Annotated in this window: 12 protein-coding genes, 2 tRNA genes and 3 rRNA genes; all 17 read left to right on the forward strand. The window is 41.8% G+C overall.

Annotated features, from left to right (window positions below; genetic code table 11):
• Positions 1-27 precede the first annotated feature (27 nt).
• Entirely contained in the window at positions 28-492 is a 465-nt protein-coding gene (locus QUE35_RS10165; RefSeq protein WP_031258594.1) for an alanyl-tRNA editing protein, read from the forward strand.
• A 468-nt stretch (positions 493-960) separates the two neighbouring features.
• Positions 961-2,489, forward strand: a 16S ribosomal RNA gene (locus tag QUE35_RS10170).
• 116 nt (positions 2,490-2,605) lie between these two features.
• Positions 2,606-2,679, forward strand: a tRNA-Ile gene (locus QUE35_RS10175).
• A gap of 16 nt (positions 2,680-2,695) precedes the next feature.
• Positions 2,696-2,769: transfer RNA gene (locus tag QUE35_RS10180), tRNA-Ala, on the forward strand.
• Between the two features lie 123 nt (positions 2,770-2,892).
• Positions 2,893-5,768: ribosomal RNA gene (locus tag QUE35_RS10185) — 23S ribosomal RNA — on the forward strand.
• Between the two features lie 88 nt (positions 5,769-5,856).
• A 5S ribosomal RNA gene (gene rrf, locus QUE35_RS10190) occupies positions 5,857-5,967 on the forward strand.
• The 16S, 23S and 5S rRNA genes sit together here with 2 tRNA genes alongside, the layout of an rRNA operon.
• A 576-nt stretch (positions 5,968-6,543) precedes the next feature.
• Positions 6,544-6,999: a 50S ribosomal protein L13 gene (gene rplM, locus QUE35_RS10195; RefSeq protein WP_009319225.1), complete on the forward strand. Its 456-nt coding sequence runs from the start codon at positions 6,544-6,546 to the stop codon at positions 6,997-6,999.
• A gap of 5 nt (positions 7,000-7,004) precedes the next feature.
• A complete protein-coding gene (gene rpsI, locus QUE35_RS10200) occupies positions 7,005-7,391 on the forward strand; it encodes a 30S ribosomal protein S9 (RefSeq protein WP_009319224.1) in 387 nt (128 codons plus the stop codon).
• 139 nt (positions 7,392-7,530) lie between these two features.
• Positions 7,531-8,370, forward strand: coding sequence for a 30S ribosomal protein S2 (gene rpsB, locus QUE35_RS10205; protein ID WP_022389892.1), 840 nt, complete (start codon positions 7,531-7,533; stop codon positions 8,368-8,370).
• A 104-nt stretch (positions 8,371-8,474) separates the two neighbouring features.
• Entirely contained in the window at positions 8,475-9,299 is an 825-nt protein-coding gene (gene tsf / locus QUE35_RS10210; protein WP_009319222.1) for a translation elongation factor Ts, read from the forward strand.
• Positions 9,300-9,429: 130 nt separating this feature from the next.
• Complete coding sequence (locus tag QUE35_RS10215; protein WP_009319221.1) at positions 9,430-10,581, forward strand: sensor histidine kinase; 1,152 nt, start codon at positions 9,430-9,432, stop codon at positions 10,579-10,581.
• Positions 10,582-10,722: 141 nt separating this feature from the next.
• Entirely contained in the window at positions 10,723-11,301 is a 579-nt protein-coding gene (locus QUE35_RS10220; RefSeq protein WP_009319220.1) for a YceD family protein, read from the forward strand.
• Positions 11,302-11,314: 13 nt separating this feature from the next.
• Positions 11,315-11,500 carry a 50S ribosomal protein L32 gene (rpmF, locus tag QUE35_RS10225; RefSeq protein ID WP_009319219.1) on the forward strand — a complete coding sequence of 62 codons (186 nt, stop codon included), beginning with the start codon at positions 11,315-11,317 and terminating at the stop codon, positions 11,498-11,500.
• Positions 11,501-11,588: 88 nt separating this feature from the next.
• On the forward strand, positions 11,589-12,587 hold the full coding sequence (locus tag QUE35_RS10230) for a beta-ketoacyl-ACP synthase III (RefSeq protein ID WP_009319218.1): 999 nt from the start codon (positions 11,589-11,591) through the stop codon (positions 12,585-12,587).
• Between the two features lie 316 nt (positions 12,588-12,903).
• Positions 12,904-13,788, forward strand: coding sequence for a GTPase Era (era, locus tag QUE35_RS10235; RefSeq protein ID WP_009319217.1), 885 nt, complete (start codon positions 12,904-12,906; stop codon positions 13,786-13,788).
• A 59-nt stretch (positions 13,789-13,847) separates the two neighbouring features.
• Positions 13,848-15,161, forward strand: a complete 1,314-nt coding sequence (gene der / locus QUE35_RS10240; RefSeq protein WP_009319216.1) for a ribosome biogenesis GTPase Der — start codon at positions 13,848-13,850, stop codon at positions 15,159-15,161.
• Between the two features lie 159 nt (positions 15,162-15,320).
• Positions 15,321-16,745 carry a sodium:proton antiporter NhaD gene (gene nhaD, locus QUE35_RS10245; RefSeq protein WP_022389896.1) on the forward strand — a complete coding sequence of 475 codons (1,425 nt, stop codon included), beginning with the start codon at positions 15,321-15,323 and terminating at the stop codon, positions 16,743-16,745.
• Positions 16,746-16,954: the final 209 nt, after the last annotated feature.

Raw genomic sequence — 16,954 nt, forward strand, 5'->3', positions numbered from 1 at the left:
ATAGATTATATGGCAAATAGTGCTATTATGGAACAACAATTACAATTGAATGAGCATAATAAACAAGAATATCCGCCAATGCATACGGTGGAACATATTTTGAATAGGACTATGATGAATTTGTTTGGATGCGGAAGAGCTGTTAGTGCACATATTGAAAAGAAAAAATCAAAGTGTGATTATCTTTTAGCCGAAGCACCTACAAAAGAACAGATACAGAAAGTAGAGCAATGTGTAAATGATATTATAAAGCAAAATTTACCTGTGACTTTTGATTATATTTCTAAAGAAGACGCTTGCGATAAATTTGATATGAAGCGTTTGCCGGATCATGTCAGTGAAACGGTACGTATTGTGCGTATTGGAGATTATGATGATTGTCTTTGTGTTGGTTTGCATGTAAAAAATACTTCAGAAATAGGACAGTTTGTGATTGTCAGTCATGATTATGCAGACGGGCGTTTGCGTATTCGTTTTAAATTGGTGCAATAAAACTGTCTATAGAAAAGTAATCGGAGGAATTTTTTTTATGTAACCGTTGGGTATATGAGATTTTGCGGAAAAGAGGTAACGCTGAGCCCGAGTGAGCATAAAGAAAGCTCAACATCCCTATCACGTAGCTTTTTATTCGAAAAAAAGTTTTGTATATAATAGAGTTATTTGCAGGCAGTTATAGAAATATTTATTGTAGGTATATAAAAAAGGCCAAAAAAAATTTGGAGGTAAGAGTTAAAGTTCTTACTTTTGCACACGCTTTTCGGGAGAGAGGGGCAGTAATAGAAAAAAGAGGGATTTTTTTTGGAGAATAAGAATGAAACCCTTAGATTTGCAGTCCGTTTCTGAATGAGAAAAGCAAGCGATCCTTGAAGAAATTACAATAGACAAAAAAAGTAGTACGAGACGAGTAAAAGTCTCCGTCACGAGCCAGCAGGTTGTGAAAAAGAAGTAAAAAGAAATCATACAACGAAGAGTTTGATCCTGGCTCAGGATGAACGCTAGCGACAGGCCTAACACATGCAAGTCGAGGGGCAACATGGTATCAGCTTGCTGATACCGATGGCGACCGGCGCACGGGTGAGTAACGCGTATGTAATCTACCTGTAACAGAGGGATAACCCGGAGAAATCCGGACTAATACCTCATAGCACATATTATTCGCATGAATTTTATGTTAAAGAGACTCGGTTACAGATGAACATGCGTTCCATTAGCTAGTTGGCGGGGTCACGGCCCACCAAGGCAACGATGGATAGGGGTTCTGAGAGGAAGGTCCCCCACACTGGTACTGAGACACGGACCAGACTCCTACGGGAGGCAGCAGTGAGGAATATTGGTCAATGGGCGGAAGCCTGAACCAGCCAAGTCGCGTGGAGGAAGACGGCCCTACGGGTTGTAAACTCCTTTTACCTGGGAATAACGGGCGCTACGTGTAGCGCTGTGCATGTACCGGGAGAATAAGCATCGGCTAATTCCGTGCCAGCAGCCGCGGTAATACGGAAGATGCGAGCGTTATCCGGATTTATTGGGTTTAAAGGGTGCGTAGGCGGAAGAATAAGTCAGCGGTGAAATGCTTCAGCTCAACTGGAGAATTGCCGATGAAACTGTTTTTCTAGAGTATAAAAGAGGTATGCGGAATGCGTGGTGTAGCGGTGAAATGCATAGATATCACGCAGAACCCCGATTGCGAAGGCAGCATACTGGGCTATAACTGACGCTGAAGCACGAAAGCGTGGGTATCGAACAGGATTAGATACCCTGGTAGTCCACGCCGTAAACGATGAATACTAACTGTTTGCGATATAATGTAAGCGGTACAGCGAAAGCGTTAAGTATTCCACCTGGGGAGTACGCCGGCAACGGTGAAACTCAAAGGAATTGACGGGGGCCCGCACAAGCGGAGGAACATGTGGTTTAATTCGATGATACGCGAGGAACCTTACCCGGGCTCAAACGACAGGGGAATAATCCCGAAAAGGATTAGCCAGCAATGGTCGCTGTCGAGGTGCTGCATGGTTGTCGTCAGCTCGTGCCGTGAGGTGTCGGCTTAAGTGCCATAACGAGCGCAACCCTTACCGGTAGTTACTAACAGGTCAAGCTGAGGACTCTACCGGGACTGCCAGCGCAAGCTGTGAGGAAGGTGGGGATGACGTCAAATCAGCACGGCCCTTACGTCCGGGGCGACACACGTGTTACAATGGCAGGTACAAAGAGTCGCGACGTAGCAATACGTAGCCAATCCCAAAAACCTGTCTCAGTTCGGATCGGAGTCTGCAACTCGACTCCGTGAAGCTGGATTCGCTAGTAATCGCGCATCAGCCATGGCGCGGTGAATACGTTCCCGGGCCTTGTACACACCGCCCGTCAAGCCATGGGAGCCGGGAGTACCTGAAGTATGCAACCGCAAGGAGCGTCCTAGGGTAATACTGGTGACTGGGGCTAAGTCGTAACAAGGTAGCCGTACCGGAAGGTGCGGCTGGAACACCTCCTTTCTGGAGCGACCTGCAAAAAAGGGCTAAAAGAGGAGATTATGTTCTCGTACTACGAAGGTCTATTGAAAGAGATACAATAAATAAGAGACAGCCACCGTTCCGGCAGGCGATTTGCCAGTCCTATAGCTCAGTAGGTTAGAGCGCTACACTGATAATGTAGAGGTCGGCAGTTCAAATCTGCCTGGGACTACCTGACAGAAGGTTAGGGGGGATTAGCTCAGCTGGCTAGAGCACCTGCTTTGCAAGCAGGGGGTCAACGGTTCGAATCCGTTATTCTCCACGAAGAAGAGATCATTGACATGTTGAAACGAAAGTAAATCGAATAAAAAAAACGAACGAGTATAACGCCGGTATATACGATACCGCACGTGAGATCGTCAGAAAAGATTTCACGAGCACGGCGAAGAAAGTAAAGAAGGGCGTATGGCGGATGCCTAGGCTCTCGGAGGCGAAGAAGGACGTGATAAGCTGCGAAAAGCTGCGGCGAGGAGCAAATATCCTGTGACCCGCAGATTTCCGAATGGGGCAACCCGGCAGGATAACCTGTCATCCCGAATAACGGGAAGCAAACGTGGGGAACTGAAACATCTCATTACCCACAGGAAAAGAAAATAACAATGATTCCGTCAGTAGTGGCGAGCGAAAGCGGAAGAGCCCAAACCGACTCTGTTTCGGCAGAGTCGGGGTAGAAGGACTGCATAAGACAAAGAAGCAGGTAGCCGAACGGTCTGGAAAGGCCGGTCAAAGACGGTGATAACCCGGTAGGCGAAACCAGCGACAGCGACAGCAGTATCCTGAGTAGTGCGGGACACGAGAAATCCTGTATGAATCAGCGGGGACCATCCCGTAAGGCTAAATACTCCCGAGAGACCGATAGCGAACCAGTACTGTGAAGGAAAGGTGAAAAGAACCTCGAACAGAGGAGTGAAAAAGACCCTGAAACCATACGCCTACAAGCGGTCGGAGCCCCTACGTGGGGTGACGGCGTGCCTTTTGCATAATGAACCTACGAGTTACTTTTGCCAGCCAGGTTAATCGATTCAGTCGAGGAGCCGAAGCGAAAGCGAGTCTTAATAGGGCGGTATAAGTTGGCAGGAGTAGACGCGAAACCAAGTGATCTACCCATGAGCAGGTTGAAGGTTAGGTAACACTAACTGGAGGACCGCACCGGTAAACGTTGAAAAGTTTTCGGATGACTTGTGGGTAGGGGTGAAAGGCTAATCAAACTTGGAGATAGCTCGTACTCCCCGAAATGCATTTAGGTGCAGCCTTCTGAATATATTTAAGAGGTAGAGCGACTGATAAGATGCGAGGGCTTCACCGCCTATCAAGTCTTGATAAACTCCGAATGCTTAAATATGAATCAGAGGAGTGAGGGCATGGGTGCTAAGGTCCATGTCCGAGAGGGAAATAACCCAGACCACCGGCTAAGGTCCCGAAATAACGGCTAAGTTGAATTAACGAAGTAGAATTGCAAAGACAGCTAGGATGTTGGCTTGGAAGCAGCCATTCATTTAAAGAGTGCGTAACAGCTCACTAGTCGAGGAGTTCTGCGTGGATAATAATCGGGCATAAGCCGTTTACCGAAGCTGTGGAATTGGCAACAATTGGTAGGGGAGCATTCCATGAGCCGCAGAAGGTTTTCCTTGAGGAATGCTGGAGGTAATGGAAAAGCAAATGTAGGTATAAGTAACGATAAAGAGGGCGAGAACCCCTCTCGCCGAAAGACCAAGGGTTCCTGATCAACGCTAATCGGATCAGGGTAAGTCGGGCCCTAAGGCGCAGCCGAACGGCGCAGCCGATGGCAGAAACGGTTAATATTCCGTTACTATGATACGGAGTGACGAGGAGACGGAGAAGTGACACTCTCGCCTGCTGACGGAATAGCAGGTTGAACGGAGTAGATAATGACATGGTAGGCAAATCCGCCGTGGCAGTCGAACCGGATAGTACTGGGCGCCCCCGGGCAACCAGATAGTAGAGGTAATCAGGCTCCCGAGAAAATCCCCTAAACATATGCGTATCATACCCGTACCCGAAACGGACACACGTGGTTGAGTAGAAAATACTAAGGCGCTCGAGCGACTCACGGTTAAGGAACTAGGCAAATTGACCCTGTAACTTCGGGACAAAGGGTCCCTCCCTGGTGGGAGGGCGCAGAGAATAGGTCCAGGCAACTGTTTAACAAAAACACAGGGCTGTGCGAAATTGAAAGATGAAGTATACAGCCTGACACCTGCCCGGTGCTGGAAGGTTAAGAGGAGATGTCATCGCAAGAGAAGCGTTGAATTGAAGCCCCAGTAAACGGCGGCCGTAACTATAACGGTCCTAAGGTAGCGAAATTCCTTGTCGGGTAAGTTCCGACCTGCACGAATGGTGTAATGATCTGGACACTGTCTCAACCGTGAACTCGGTGAAATTGTAGTATCGGTGAAGATGCCGATTACCCGCAACGGGACGGAAAGACCCCGTGAACCTTTACTGCAACTTAACATTGAATTTGGGTAACTGATGTGTAGGATAGTCCGGAGACAAAGAAGTGGATACGCCAGTATTCATGGAGTCACCCTTGAAATACGGACCTTTGGTTATTTGAGTTCTAACCCGTAGGATATGGGGACACTGTTTGGTGGGTAGTTTGACTGGGGTGGTCGCCTCCAAAAGCGTAACGGAGGCTTCTAAAGGTACCCTCAGGCCGATTGGTAACCGGCCGGAGAGTGTAATGGCATAAGGGTGCTTGACTGAGAGACCGACAAGTCGATCAGGTAGGAAACTAGAGCATAGTGATCCGGTGGTTCCGCATGGAAGGGCCATCGCTCAAAGGATAAAAGGTACTCCGGGGATAACAGGCTGATCGCTCCCAAGAGCTCATATCGACGGAGCGGTTTGGCACCTCGATGTCGGCTCGTCACATCCTGGGGCTGGAGAAGGTCCCAAGGGTTGGGCTGTTCGCCCATTAAAGTGGCACGCGAGCTGGGTTCAGAACGTCGTGAGACAGTTCGGTCCCTATCTGTTGTGGGCGCAGGAAATTTGAGGAGACCTGACACTAGTACGAGAGGACCGTGTTGGACAGACCGCTGGTTTATCAGTTGTTCCGCCAGGGGCATAGCTGAGTATCTAAGTCTGGAAAGGATAAGTGCTGAAAGCATCTAAGTACGAAGCCAACTTCAAGATGAGATTTCCCTGAAGGGTCGTTGCAGACGACGACGTAGATAGGTTGCAGATGTAAAGGCGGTAACGTCAAAGTCGAGCAATACTAATCACCCGAGACTTTCCGCTGCGAGAGCGGTATATTATGTACGATGGCGTTATACGGGATGCAGTTTAGTGAAAAGATTTACGGACGAATCGACATGTCAAAGGAAATTCAGGTGGTTATAGCGTCAGGGATCCACCTCTACCCATACCGAACAGAGAAGTTAAGCCTGACCACGCCGATGGTACTGCGTAAAAGTGGGAGAGTAGGTAGCCGCCGATTTTAGATAGGAAGGGGGAGACGAGAAAAAATCGTCTCCCCTTTTTTATCCCCCCCTCTTTCTCCCCTTTGTATCATCCTCTCCCTTGTCCGGAGATCAAGGAGTAGATATTCTTGTCTTCTTGAAAAAGATGATTTTTGGGAAAGTTCATGTTATTATGTTTTTTTAAGAGTATATATTGCAGCATTCTTTTTTATATATTCATCTATTAATATGTAATTTTAGATGCTCTATAGGGCTTTCTTAGTATCTTATTAAATTTGTTCAAAGCTTATTTATAAGTTGCATTTAAGTTTTTTAGTATGCTTATTTCTGGTGCAGTTTTTTTTAATTGATAGAGTTTACTATAAAGAGAAGAAGTCTGAATGTTGATATTTGGACTTCTTTATTTTTTTAGGGTTGAATAATATCCTTTCTTTTTTCTGTGAAAAGTTTTGTTTTTCAGATAAAAACCGTACCTTTGCGAGCCGATTATTATCAAAGTTTGAGAAAATTTTAGTAGATAGCTTCCGCTTCAGTGTCCGAAGAGGGGTTAGCTATGTGCATTTTAAGTAATTAACAAATAAAAATTTTAAGCAGTGGATACTTTAAGTTATAAGACCATTTCTGCAAACAAAGCAACTGTACAAAAAGAATGGGTTGTAGTAGATGCAACCGATCAGGTGTTGGGACGTTTGTCGGCTAAGGTTGCCAAATTATTGAGAGGCAAATATAAACCGAGCTATACTCCGCACGTAGATTGTGGTGACAATGTAATTATTATCAATGCGGATAAAGTTATTTTGACCGGAAATAAATGGACAGATCGTGTGTATTTGAATTTTACAGGCTATCCTGGTGGTCAGAAAAAAACTTCGCCTGCTGAATTGATTAAGAAAGGCGAAGCGAAATTATTTAATAGAGTAGTAAAAGGTATGTTGCCTAAGAATAAATTGGGAGCTCAATTGTTGAGAAACCTATATGTATATGCAGGATCGGAACATCCGCACGCAGCACAACAACCTAAAACAATTGATATAAATTCTCTTAAATAAGCAGTATGGAAGTAGTTAATGCAATAGGAAGACGAAAAGCTGCAGTTGCACGTGTATTCGTAAGCGAAGGAACAGGTGTTATCACTATCAATAAAAGAGATCTTGCCGTATATTTCCCTTCAAGTATTCTTCAGTATGTTGTAAAACAACCGTTGAACAAACTGGGTGTAGCTGAAAAATATGATATTAAAGTAAATTTGGACGGCGGAGGTTTCAAGGGACAAGCAGAAGCGTTGCGTTTGGCAATTGCCCGTGCATTGGTAAAAATTAATCCTGAAGATAAACCGGCATTGAAAGCCGAAGGATTTATGACTCGTGATCCTCGTTCTGTTGAACGTAAGAAACCGGGACAACCGAAAGCGAGAAAGAGATTCCAGTTCAGCAAACGTTAATATTTTTGCTTATTTTCTCGCGGCAAGTATTCAGCGTTTAGTATCCAAATTGCCGGGACTCTGTCTCAGAGGTTTACTCAATGGAAGATTACCCTGCAATTGAATTAGTAGAATGTAAACGAACTAAAAAAAAGAAAAAATGTCTATTACAAATTTTGACCAATTATTAGAAGCCGGTGTTCACTTCGGACACTTGAAAAGAAAATGGAACCCGGCAATGGCTCCTTATATTTTTATGGAGCGCAATGGTATCCATATCATTGACCTTTATAAAACAGTTGCTAAAGTCGATGAAGCTGCTGCTGCACTGAAACAGATTGCGAAATCAGGTAAAAAGGTGCTTTTTGTAGCGACTAAAAAACAAGCTAAACAAGTAGTCGCTGATAAAGCTGCTGCTGTAAATATGCCTTACGTTATTGAACGTTGGCCTGGTGGTATGTTGACTAACTTCCCTACGATTCGTAAGGCTGTTAAGAAAATGACTACTATCGATAAAATGACTAAAGACGGGACTTTCGACAATTTGTCGAAACGTGAAAAATTGCAAGTGACTCGTCAGCGTGCTAAACTTGAAAAGACGTTGGGCAGTATTGCTGATTTGACCCGTCTTCCTTCGGCTCTTTTTGTTGTCGATGTAATGAAAGAGCATATTGCTGTGCGTGAAGCGAATCGTTTGGGTATTCCGGTATTTGCTATGGTAGATACGAATTCTGACCCTTCGAATGTCGATTTTGTTATTCCGGCAAACGATGATGCTACAAAATCTATCGAGGTTATTCTCGGTGCAGTATGTGGTGCTATTGCTGAAGGTCTTGAAGAAAGAAAAGCTGAAAAAGTAGATGTTGAAGCTGCAGAAGGCGAAGCTCCTAAAAAAGAGAGAAAAACTCGCGCTGTGAAAAAAGAAAGAACTAAAAAGGAGGATGACGAAGCATTGAATGCTAACGTTGCCGAAAAGTTCATGAAAGACGTTGAAGAATAATAAATATTTAACATTCAGTCTATAACAGAGAGTGAGTTTCGTTTTGTATCGAGACTTACTCTTTGTGTATTAAATTTAATAATCAATTAAAAGGAGAAAAATATATGGCAGTTACAATGGCAGATATTACCAAGCTTCGTAAAATGACAGGAGCAGGTATGATGGATTGCAAAAATGCATTAAATGAAGCTAACGGAGATTTTGACGGAGCAATGGAAATTATCCGTAAAAGAGGTCAGGCTATTGCCGCTAAACGTGAAGATCGTGAAGCTTCGGAAGGTTGTGTATTGGCTGCAACAAAAGGAGATTTCGCTGCGATCGTCGCTCTGAAATGTGAGACAGACTTCGTTGCTCAAAATAAAGATTTCGTTGCTTTGACTCAATCGATTTTGGATGCTGCATTGGAGAATAAACCTGCAGATCTTGAAGCTCTGAAAGCTTTGACTATAGATGGGCGTTCTATTGCAGACTTGATCGTTGACCGTAGTGGTGTTACCGGAGAAAAAATGGAACTCGGTTTCTATGAGTTTGTACAAGCTCCTTCTACAATATTTTATATTCACCCGGGAAATAAATTGGCTACTATCGTAGGGTTCAATCTTCCTGAAGTTGAATATCAAGTAGCTCGTGATGTGGCTATGCAAGTTGCGGCAATGAATCCTATTTCGGTGAGCCGTGATGAAGTTCCTGCTGATGTTGTTGCAAAGGAATTGGAAATCGCAAAGGATAAAGCTCGTCAAGAAGGCAAGAAAGAAGAAATGCTCGATAAGATTGCTCAAGGACGTATTAATAAATTCTTCCAAGAATCGACATTGCTCGAACAAGCTTTTGTAAAAGAGCCGAAAGAATCTATTCAGCAGTATCTTAAATCTCATAATAAGGATTTGACTGTTACGGCATTTAAACGTATCACATTGAATGCTGAATAATTTTTGAGGTGTTAATCGATATAGAGAAGCGTGTTTCTGTTCTGGGAACACGCTTTTTTCGTATATTTGGTTTGCAACAATATTTTTCGGTTTATAGCGTTTTAACAATGTATATTTAATTGAAATTACGATGCAGAATATTTATGATGCCCGTCAGAAAGTAAAAATAGTGTTCCTTTTGGTTTCTATGTTACTGGTGGGTATTTTTTTGTATATATCGAATCAGTTGGTTGCAGATCTTTCTGTGGAGGAGCGTAATAAGATGGAGATCTGGGCAGAAGCGACACGAGAGGTGGCGAGTAATGATACCGATATGGATATGGGTTTGATTTTGAAGATTATTCAAAGCAATACCTCTATCCCCGTGATTGTTGCCGACGAACAAGATAGTATTCGTCAGATATTAAACTTGAAGATTCCTGAAAAATCTCCGGATATTTATTTGAGAAAAAAGCTCGAAGAGTTTAAATCGGGATCTAATAAAATAGAAATTTATATCGATGAGCATACACGTCAATATTTATATTATGATGATTCTATTTTACTTAAGCGCCTTTCTTATTTCCCTTATATTCAATTGGCAGTTATGCTGCTTTTTATATTAATTGCTTATTTAGCGTTAATGAGTAGTAAGAAAGCGGAACAAAATAAAGTATGGGTGGGACTGTCGAAGGAAACCGCTCATCAATTAGGTACTCCTATTTCGTCTTTATTGGCATGGCTTGATCTGTTGGAGCTGAACGGTGTAGATAAGGATTTGTTAAATGATATGGGTAAAGACGTAAAGCGTTTGTCTGTTATTGCCGAGCGATTTTCGAAAATAGGATCGAAACCGGAGATGAAGTTTATGTATATAAATGAGGTACTGGTGAATGCTACAGATTATATGCGCCGACGGATTTCAAATAAAGTACAGTTAATGACGCATCTGCCGGAAGAGCCTATCGGAGGAATGTACTGTCTGCCTCTATTGGAGTGGGTTATTGAAAATTTGTGTAAGAATGCAATTGATGCGATGGATGGAGAAGGAAGTATTGATGTTTCGTTACAAGCAGATAAAGATAAATGCTATATCGATGTAAGAGATACGGGAAAAGGTATTCCTCGCAAACGATTCAAAACGGTATTCAATCCCGGATATACGACTAAAAAGAGGGGTTGGGGATTGGGATTGACTTTGGTAAAACGTATAATCGAAGAGTATCATGAAGGGCGTATATATGTTAAGGAGTCCGAGCCGGGAAAGGGAACTACTTTCAGGATAGAGCTGAAGCGTTCTTGACGGTGCTCGGGTATATAAATTTTTCCTGATTAAAATATGTTTATTGTGTTGATTTTTGCAAAGATGCAATAAAAACAGGCGAAAATTTGACGGGTAAAGATTATTTTTTATACCTTTGCAGGGTTTTAACGTCTGTAATCATTGGGAAAGTTCAATTTATATAAGATACCGTTAAAAAGTCTGCCTGAAGGAACTCAAAATTATGAGTACCACTTGGATGATCAATTCTTTAAGAATATCGATGGTCCGGAAGTGCAGAGAGGATCAGTAGATGTGGCTCTGTCGGTAAAAAGGACAGGGGGAACATTCGAATTAAAATTTGCGATTAACGGGATTATTTTAATTCCTTGTGATCGATGTCTTGACAATATGGATTTTGAGGTTGCTACGAATGAACATTTGTATGTGAAGTTCGGAAGTGAATATAGTGAGGAGAATGATGACGTGGTTATCGTTCCCGAAGCCGAAGGTGAAATCAATATTGCATGGTTTTTGTATGAGTTTATAGCATTGACTATTCCGTTGAAGCATGTGCATCCGGCAGGGAAGTGTAATAAGACTATGAGTATGAAATTGAAAAAACATTCTGCTCGCTCTGCCGATGATGGAGATGAAGATGATAACGGGATTTTTGATGACGAATCTGATGCGGACGATATGACAAATGAAGAAACAGACCCGAGATGGGACGAGTTGAAGAAATTAATAGATAATAATTAAAAGTAATAAGAAAATGGCACATCCTAAAAGAAAACAATCGAAGACAAGAACAGCTAAAAGAAGAACTCACGATAAGGCTGTAGCTCCTACATTGGCAGTATGTCCTAACTGCGGTGCATGGCATATTTATCATACAGTATGCGGTGAATGCGGTTACTATCGCGGTAAATTAGCTATCGAAAAAGAAGCTGCTGTTTAAATTGCCAGACGGCAATCGGCGAGCTTATAAGATCTGGCCCTAAATAGGAAGGTTTAGGGCATTTTTTTAATTTGCCTATTTACTGACTATGGATATAAAAAATGCAATAATTACAGGTGTAGCCTCTTATGTTCCGGACTATATCCTTACAAATGAAGAGCTATCTTCTATGGTAGACACCAATGACGAGTGGATTACCACCCGGGTAGGGATTAAGGAGCGTCGTATCTTGAAAGGCGAGGGACTCGGTTCTTCAGAATTGGGATATCGGGCTGTAAATGAATTATTGAAAAAGACGTCGGTTCATCCCGACGACGTAGAATTAGTAATATGCGCCACTTCTAATCCGGATTATCGTTTCCCTTCTACGGCATCGATTATTGCGGAAAAGTCTGGTTTAAAGCATTGTTTTTCGTATGATATACAGGCTGCGTGTGCCGGTTTTTTGGTAGCATTACAGGCTGGGGCGGCATATATTAAAAGCGGGTTGTATAAAAAGGTGATCGTTTTATCGGCAGAGAAGATGTCTTCTATGACGAATTATACAGATCGCTCTACTTGTCCTTTGTTCGGAGATGCTGCAGCGGCGGTAATGCTCGAACCTTCAGATGAAGCTTTAGGTGTTATTGATGCGGAATTGCATACCGATGGAATCGGTTTGCCGCATTTGATTATGAAAGCGGGCGGTTCTGCTTATCCTGCTACGCATGAGTCGATCGATAATCAAGAACATTATGTGTATCAAGAAGGACGTGCAGTATATAAGCATGCGGTATCGGATATGTTAGAGGTCTCTCAGAGTATTATGCGCAAAAACGATTTAGATCTTAATACGATAGACTGGTTTGTTCCGCATCAGGCAAATGCTCGGATTATCGAAGCTATTGCAGATCGGATGGGGATTGCCCGAGAAAAGGTGATGATGAATATTGAGAAATATGGAAATACAAGTGCAGCTTCTATACCTTTGTGTCTCTCTGAATGGGAAAGTAAGCTTAAAAAAGGAGATAACCTTGTATTGACAGCATTCGGAGCCGGATTTACTTGGGGAGCAGTTTACCTGAAATGGGCTTACGATACGAAATAATATATTCATTTTTACAATTAATAAGATACGCCGAGTAACGCTCATTCTGTTGTGCGCAGCTTAGCGTATTTTTATGTTCGGCATTTCCCTCCTAAGGCAATGTTTATTAGAGGCCTGTTTAGACGGCTTCTTAAAACCTGTTGAGAATCGTTTTATTTTACCTTAAGTAAGATGTTAAACAGATTCTAAGGAATGTTGAGTCAATTTAACCCAACATTCTTATTCCAGGGTTGTTAAGGATGAAAAACGAGGGATAGATGAGATTCTGTTGATCGTTTTTATTATATTTGTTCAAGAAACTTTAGAAATCAGAATTATGCATAAGGCCGGTTTTGTGAATATAGTGGGAAATCCTAATGTCGGGAAGTCTACATTGATGAATTCTTTGGTAGGGGAGCGAATTTCTATCATTACTTCTAAGGCCCAGACAACTCGCCATCGTATTATGGGTATTGTGAATACCGATGATATGCAAATTGTTTATTCGGACACTCCTGGAGTGTTGTCTCCGAACTACAAGTTGCAGGAGTCTATGTTGAATTTTTCCCAATCGGCTTTGGTAGATGCGGATATATTGCTGTATGTGACAGATGTAGTGGAGATGCCGACAAAGAATCAGGGTTTTCTGGATCGTGTGGCTTCTCAGTCTGTGCCAGTCTTGCTGTTGATCAATAAGGTCGATTTGTTAAAAGATCAGAAAGATCTGGAGCGTTTGGTAGAAGAATGGCACTCTTTGTTGCCGAATGCTGAGATAATACCGGTTTCTGCCCAATATAAATTTAATCTTGATTATTTACTGAAACGGATTCAGGAACTTTTGCCTCCTTCTCCTCCGTTTTTTGAGAAAGATTCTTTGACGGACAAACCTGCCCGTTTTTTTGTTACGGAGATAATCCGAGAAAAAATATTGCAGATTTATGATAAAGAGATCCCTTATGCTGTGGAGGTTGCCGTAGAGCAATTTAAGGAAGATGAAGGACATATTCATATTATGGCGATAATTTATGTCGAGAGAGATTCTCAAAAAGGTATCGTTATAGGAAAGGGAGGCAGTGCATTGAAAAAGGTCGGAACTTTGGCAAGAAAAGATATTGAGGCTTTTTTTGAAAAGAAAGTATATCTCGAATTGTACGTAAAGGTGGAGAAAGACTGGCGTAATAAAGAAAATAAATTGAAGAGTTTCGGGTATCAACTCGATTGATACGAATCTCGGACCATCCCGACGGGAAGTCGGTTAATCTAATAAAAAATGGAGGAATTATGGGAAATATAGTGGCTATAGTCGGACGTCCTAATGTGGGGAAATCGACTCTGTTCAATCGTCTGACAAAGTCGAGAAAAGCAATTGTAAATGAAGTTGCCGGAACGACACGAGACCGACAGTACGGTAAGGTCGAATGGTGTGGGCAAGAATTTTCTATTATAGATACCGGCGGTTGGGTTGTAAATTCGGATGATATTTTTGAGGAAGAGATCAATAAGCAGGTAGCTATTGCAATAGAGGAAGCCGATGTTATTCTGTTTGTCGTAGATGCCATGCACGGAGGAACGGATTTGGATGATCATGTTGCGTCTATTTTACGGAAGACGAAAAAACCGGTAATTCTGGTTGCCAATAAAGTAGATAGCAATGAATGGCAATATGCTGCTGCAGAATTTTATTCTTTCGGATTGGGAGACCCGTATACATTGTCGGCTATCAACGGCTCTGGGACTGGTGATTTGCTTGATGATATTGTTGCTCGTTTCCCGAAAAAGGAGGAAGAAACGGTGGAGGACGATATTCCGCGTTTTGCCGTTGTGGGACGCCCTAATGCCGGAAAGTCTTCTATCATAAATGCTTTTATCGGAGAAGATCGTTATATTGTAACGGATATAGCCGGTACTACACGAGACTCGGTTTTTACTCGTTATAATAAATTCGGGTTTGATTTTTATCTGGTAGATACGGCCGGAATCCGGAAAAAAGGGAAAGTGACCGAAGATATAGAATATTATTCTGTCATACGTTCTATTCGGGCTATAGAAAGTGCCGATGTTTGCATTTTGATGATTGATGCGACACGGGGGATAGAAAGTCAGGATTTGAATATTTTTTCCCTTATTCAGAAAAATAAAAAGGGGTTGGTCGTTTGTGTAAATAAGTGGGATTTGGTAGAAGACAAATCCAATAAGGCGATAAAAGAGTTTGAGTCGGCTATTCGTGAGCGTTTTGCTCCTTTTGTTGATTTCCCGATCGTGTATGCTTCGGCTCTTACCAAGCAGAGAATATTTAAAGTTTTGGAATCTGCGGCTGAAGTTTATCAGAATCGTATGATGCGGATTCCAACAGCAAAACTCAATGAAGAAATGTTGTCTGTTATAGAGAATTATCCGCCTCCTGCGCATAAGGGGAAATATGTAAAAATAAAATATGTGACACAGTTGAAAGATACGGTTGTCCCTACTTTTATTTTTTTCTGTAATTTGCCGCAGTGGGTTAAAGAGCCTTATAAAAGATTTCTCGAAAATAAGATTCGTAGTAAATGGAATTTTAGAGGAACACCGATAAATATATTTATGCGGGAAAAATAGATATAAATAGAATGGTAACGAGAGGATAGTGAAAGCTTTTCTCTCGTTTTTGTAGTGTTTTTTTCTTATTCTGTCAGATGGTGGAATAAAATTTTCTACATTTGTCAGACCTTAAATAATTGAAGTTCATATTTGTTTTACTTAATATATATAAATACCATGTTATTAGCGATTGTTACTATTTTTATTATCGGCTATTTGGCGATAGCTCTCGAACATCCGTTACGAATAGATAAAGCTGCTGTTGCTCTTTTATTAGGGATGTTATTATGGGTTTTGTATGCTTTCGGAGCAGAGTCTATAGTTCCGGTGGCGGATGCCGAAGAGTTAAGTCATTATCTGGCTTCTTCTACGACTCTTCAATCTTTGCCTTTAGCGCAGCAATGTCTTAATTTTATTGTCAATGTTAAGGTTATCGAGCATTTAGGGGACATATCCGAGATTTTATTTTTCTTGATCGGGGCTATGACAATTGTCGAACTGATCGATGTTCACGGCGGTTTTTCTATCATTACTAACCGTATTACGACCCGTAAGAAGCGAAAACTACTATGGATTCTCGGATTCATAACATTTTTTATGTCAGCCGTTCTTGATAATCTGACTACGGCGATTGTTATGGTTATGTTGTTGAGAAAGTTGGTCAGTGATCAGCGGGAGCGCTGGCTTTATGCCAGTATGATCGTTATTGCGGCGAATAGTGGCGGAGCGTGGTCTCCGATAGGTGATATTACGACTATTATGTTATGGGTCAAAGGAAATGTGACGACATCGGCATTGGTCAAGTTTGTTTTGCTGCCCAGTATGGTTTCTTTGATCGTACCTTTAATATTTGCTTCTCGCATGTTAGGAGGAACATTAGCTCCGGTCGATACAACGGTCAAAACTCATAGCGATTTTGTCTCTTTCGGAGAGAAACGGTTAATATTGATATTAGGTATTCTCGGGCTGATTTTTGTTCCGTTGTTTAAAGCCGTGACTTCATTACCTCCTTTTATCGGAATTTTGTTTTCTTTAAGTGTTTTGTGGATTTTTACCGAGATAATGTATAATCGTAAAATGATAGACGAAGCACATCAATGTCGTGTCCCGAAAGTCCTGAAACGAATAGATATACCGACAATTCTCTTTTTTCTGGGTATTTTGATGGCTGTTGCCGTATTGCAAGCGACCGGAATATTGACAAGTACGGCTCAATGGCTTGATATAAATGTCCATAATGTTTATGTGATTAATATATTGCTGGGTGCATTGTCTTCTATTGTAGATAATGTTCCGTTAGTTGCTGCTTCTATCGGAATGTACCCGATCGTAGATCCGACAATTCTCTCTTCTGTATCTGATCCCGCATATATGGGATATTTTGTGCAAGACGGTATTTTTTGGGAGTTTCTTTCTTATTGTGTCGGAGTAGGAGGCAGTATGCTGATCATTGGTTCGGCTGCTGGAGTTGTCGTGATGGGGCTGGAACGCATTAATTTTGTGTGGTATTTGAGGCATATTTCTCTTTTGGCATTATGCGGTTATTTGGCAGGGGCATTTACATATATGGCTGAGGTTATTTTGTTTAAAGGCGGTTTATGATATTGTCACAGCAAATGTTTTGATTAGTTCCCGGAAGAATTTCCGGGAACTTTTTTTATGGGATAAAATTTTCTGAAAAATGCTTATCATCAGGGTGTCTGTTTTTCTCGTGTTAATTTGTCTATATATAAATTGTAATTCGAATTAGTGTTTTCGGACATTTAAGCGTTTTAATAATATAGATGTTTTTGTAGGAAATTTCAGTTCCC

This window comes from Coprobacter fastidiosus (assembly GCF_030296935.1).
GTDB lineage: Bacteria > Bacteroidota > Bacteroidia > Bacteroidales > Coprobacteraceae > Coprobacter > Coprobacter fastidiosus.

Bases quoted from the DNA above. Each gene is read 5' to 3' on its own strand.
- QUE35_RS10165 (WP_031258594.1), top strand. From the start codon at position 28: ATGGAACAACAATTACAATTGAATGAGCATAATAAACAAGAATATCCG.
- rpsI (WP_009319224.1), top strand. From the start codon at position 7,005: ATGGAAGTAGTTAATGCAATAGGAAGACGAAAAGCTGCAGTTGCACGT.
- rpsB (WP_022389892.1), top strand. From the start codon at position 7,531: ATGTCTATTACAAATTTTGACCAATTATTAGAAGCCGGTGTTCACTTC.
- tsf (WP_009319222.1), top strand. From the start codon at position 8,475: ATGGCAGTTACAATGGCAGATATTACCAAGCTTCGTAAAATGACAGGA.
- QUE35_RS10215 (WP_009319221.1), top strand. From the start codon at position 9,430: ATGCAGAATATTTATGATGCCCGTCAGAAAGTAAAAATAGTGTTCCTT.
- rpmF (WP_009319219.1), top strand. From the start codon at position 11,315: ATGGCACATCCTAAAAGAAAACAATCGAAGACAAGAACAGCTAAAAGA.
- QUE35_RS10230 (WP_009319218.1), top strand. From the start codon at position 11,589: ATGGATATAAAAAATGCAATAATTACAGGTGTAGCCTCTTATGTTCCG.
- era (WP_009319217.1), top strand. From the start codon at position 12,904: ATGCATAAGGCCGGTTTTGTGAATATAGTGGGAAATCCTAATGTCGGG.
- der (WP_009319216.1), top strand. From the start codon at position 13,848: ATGGGAAATATAGTGGCTATAGTCGGACGTCCTAATGTGGGGAAATCG.
- nhaD (WP_022389896.1), top strand. From the start codon at position 15,321: ATGTTATTAGCGATTGTTACTATTTTTATTATCGGCTATTTGGCGATA.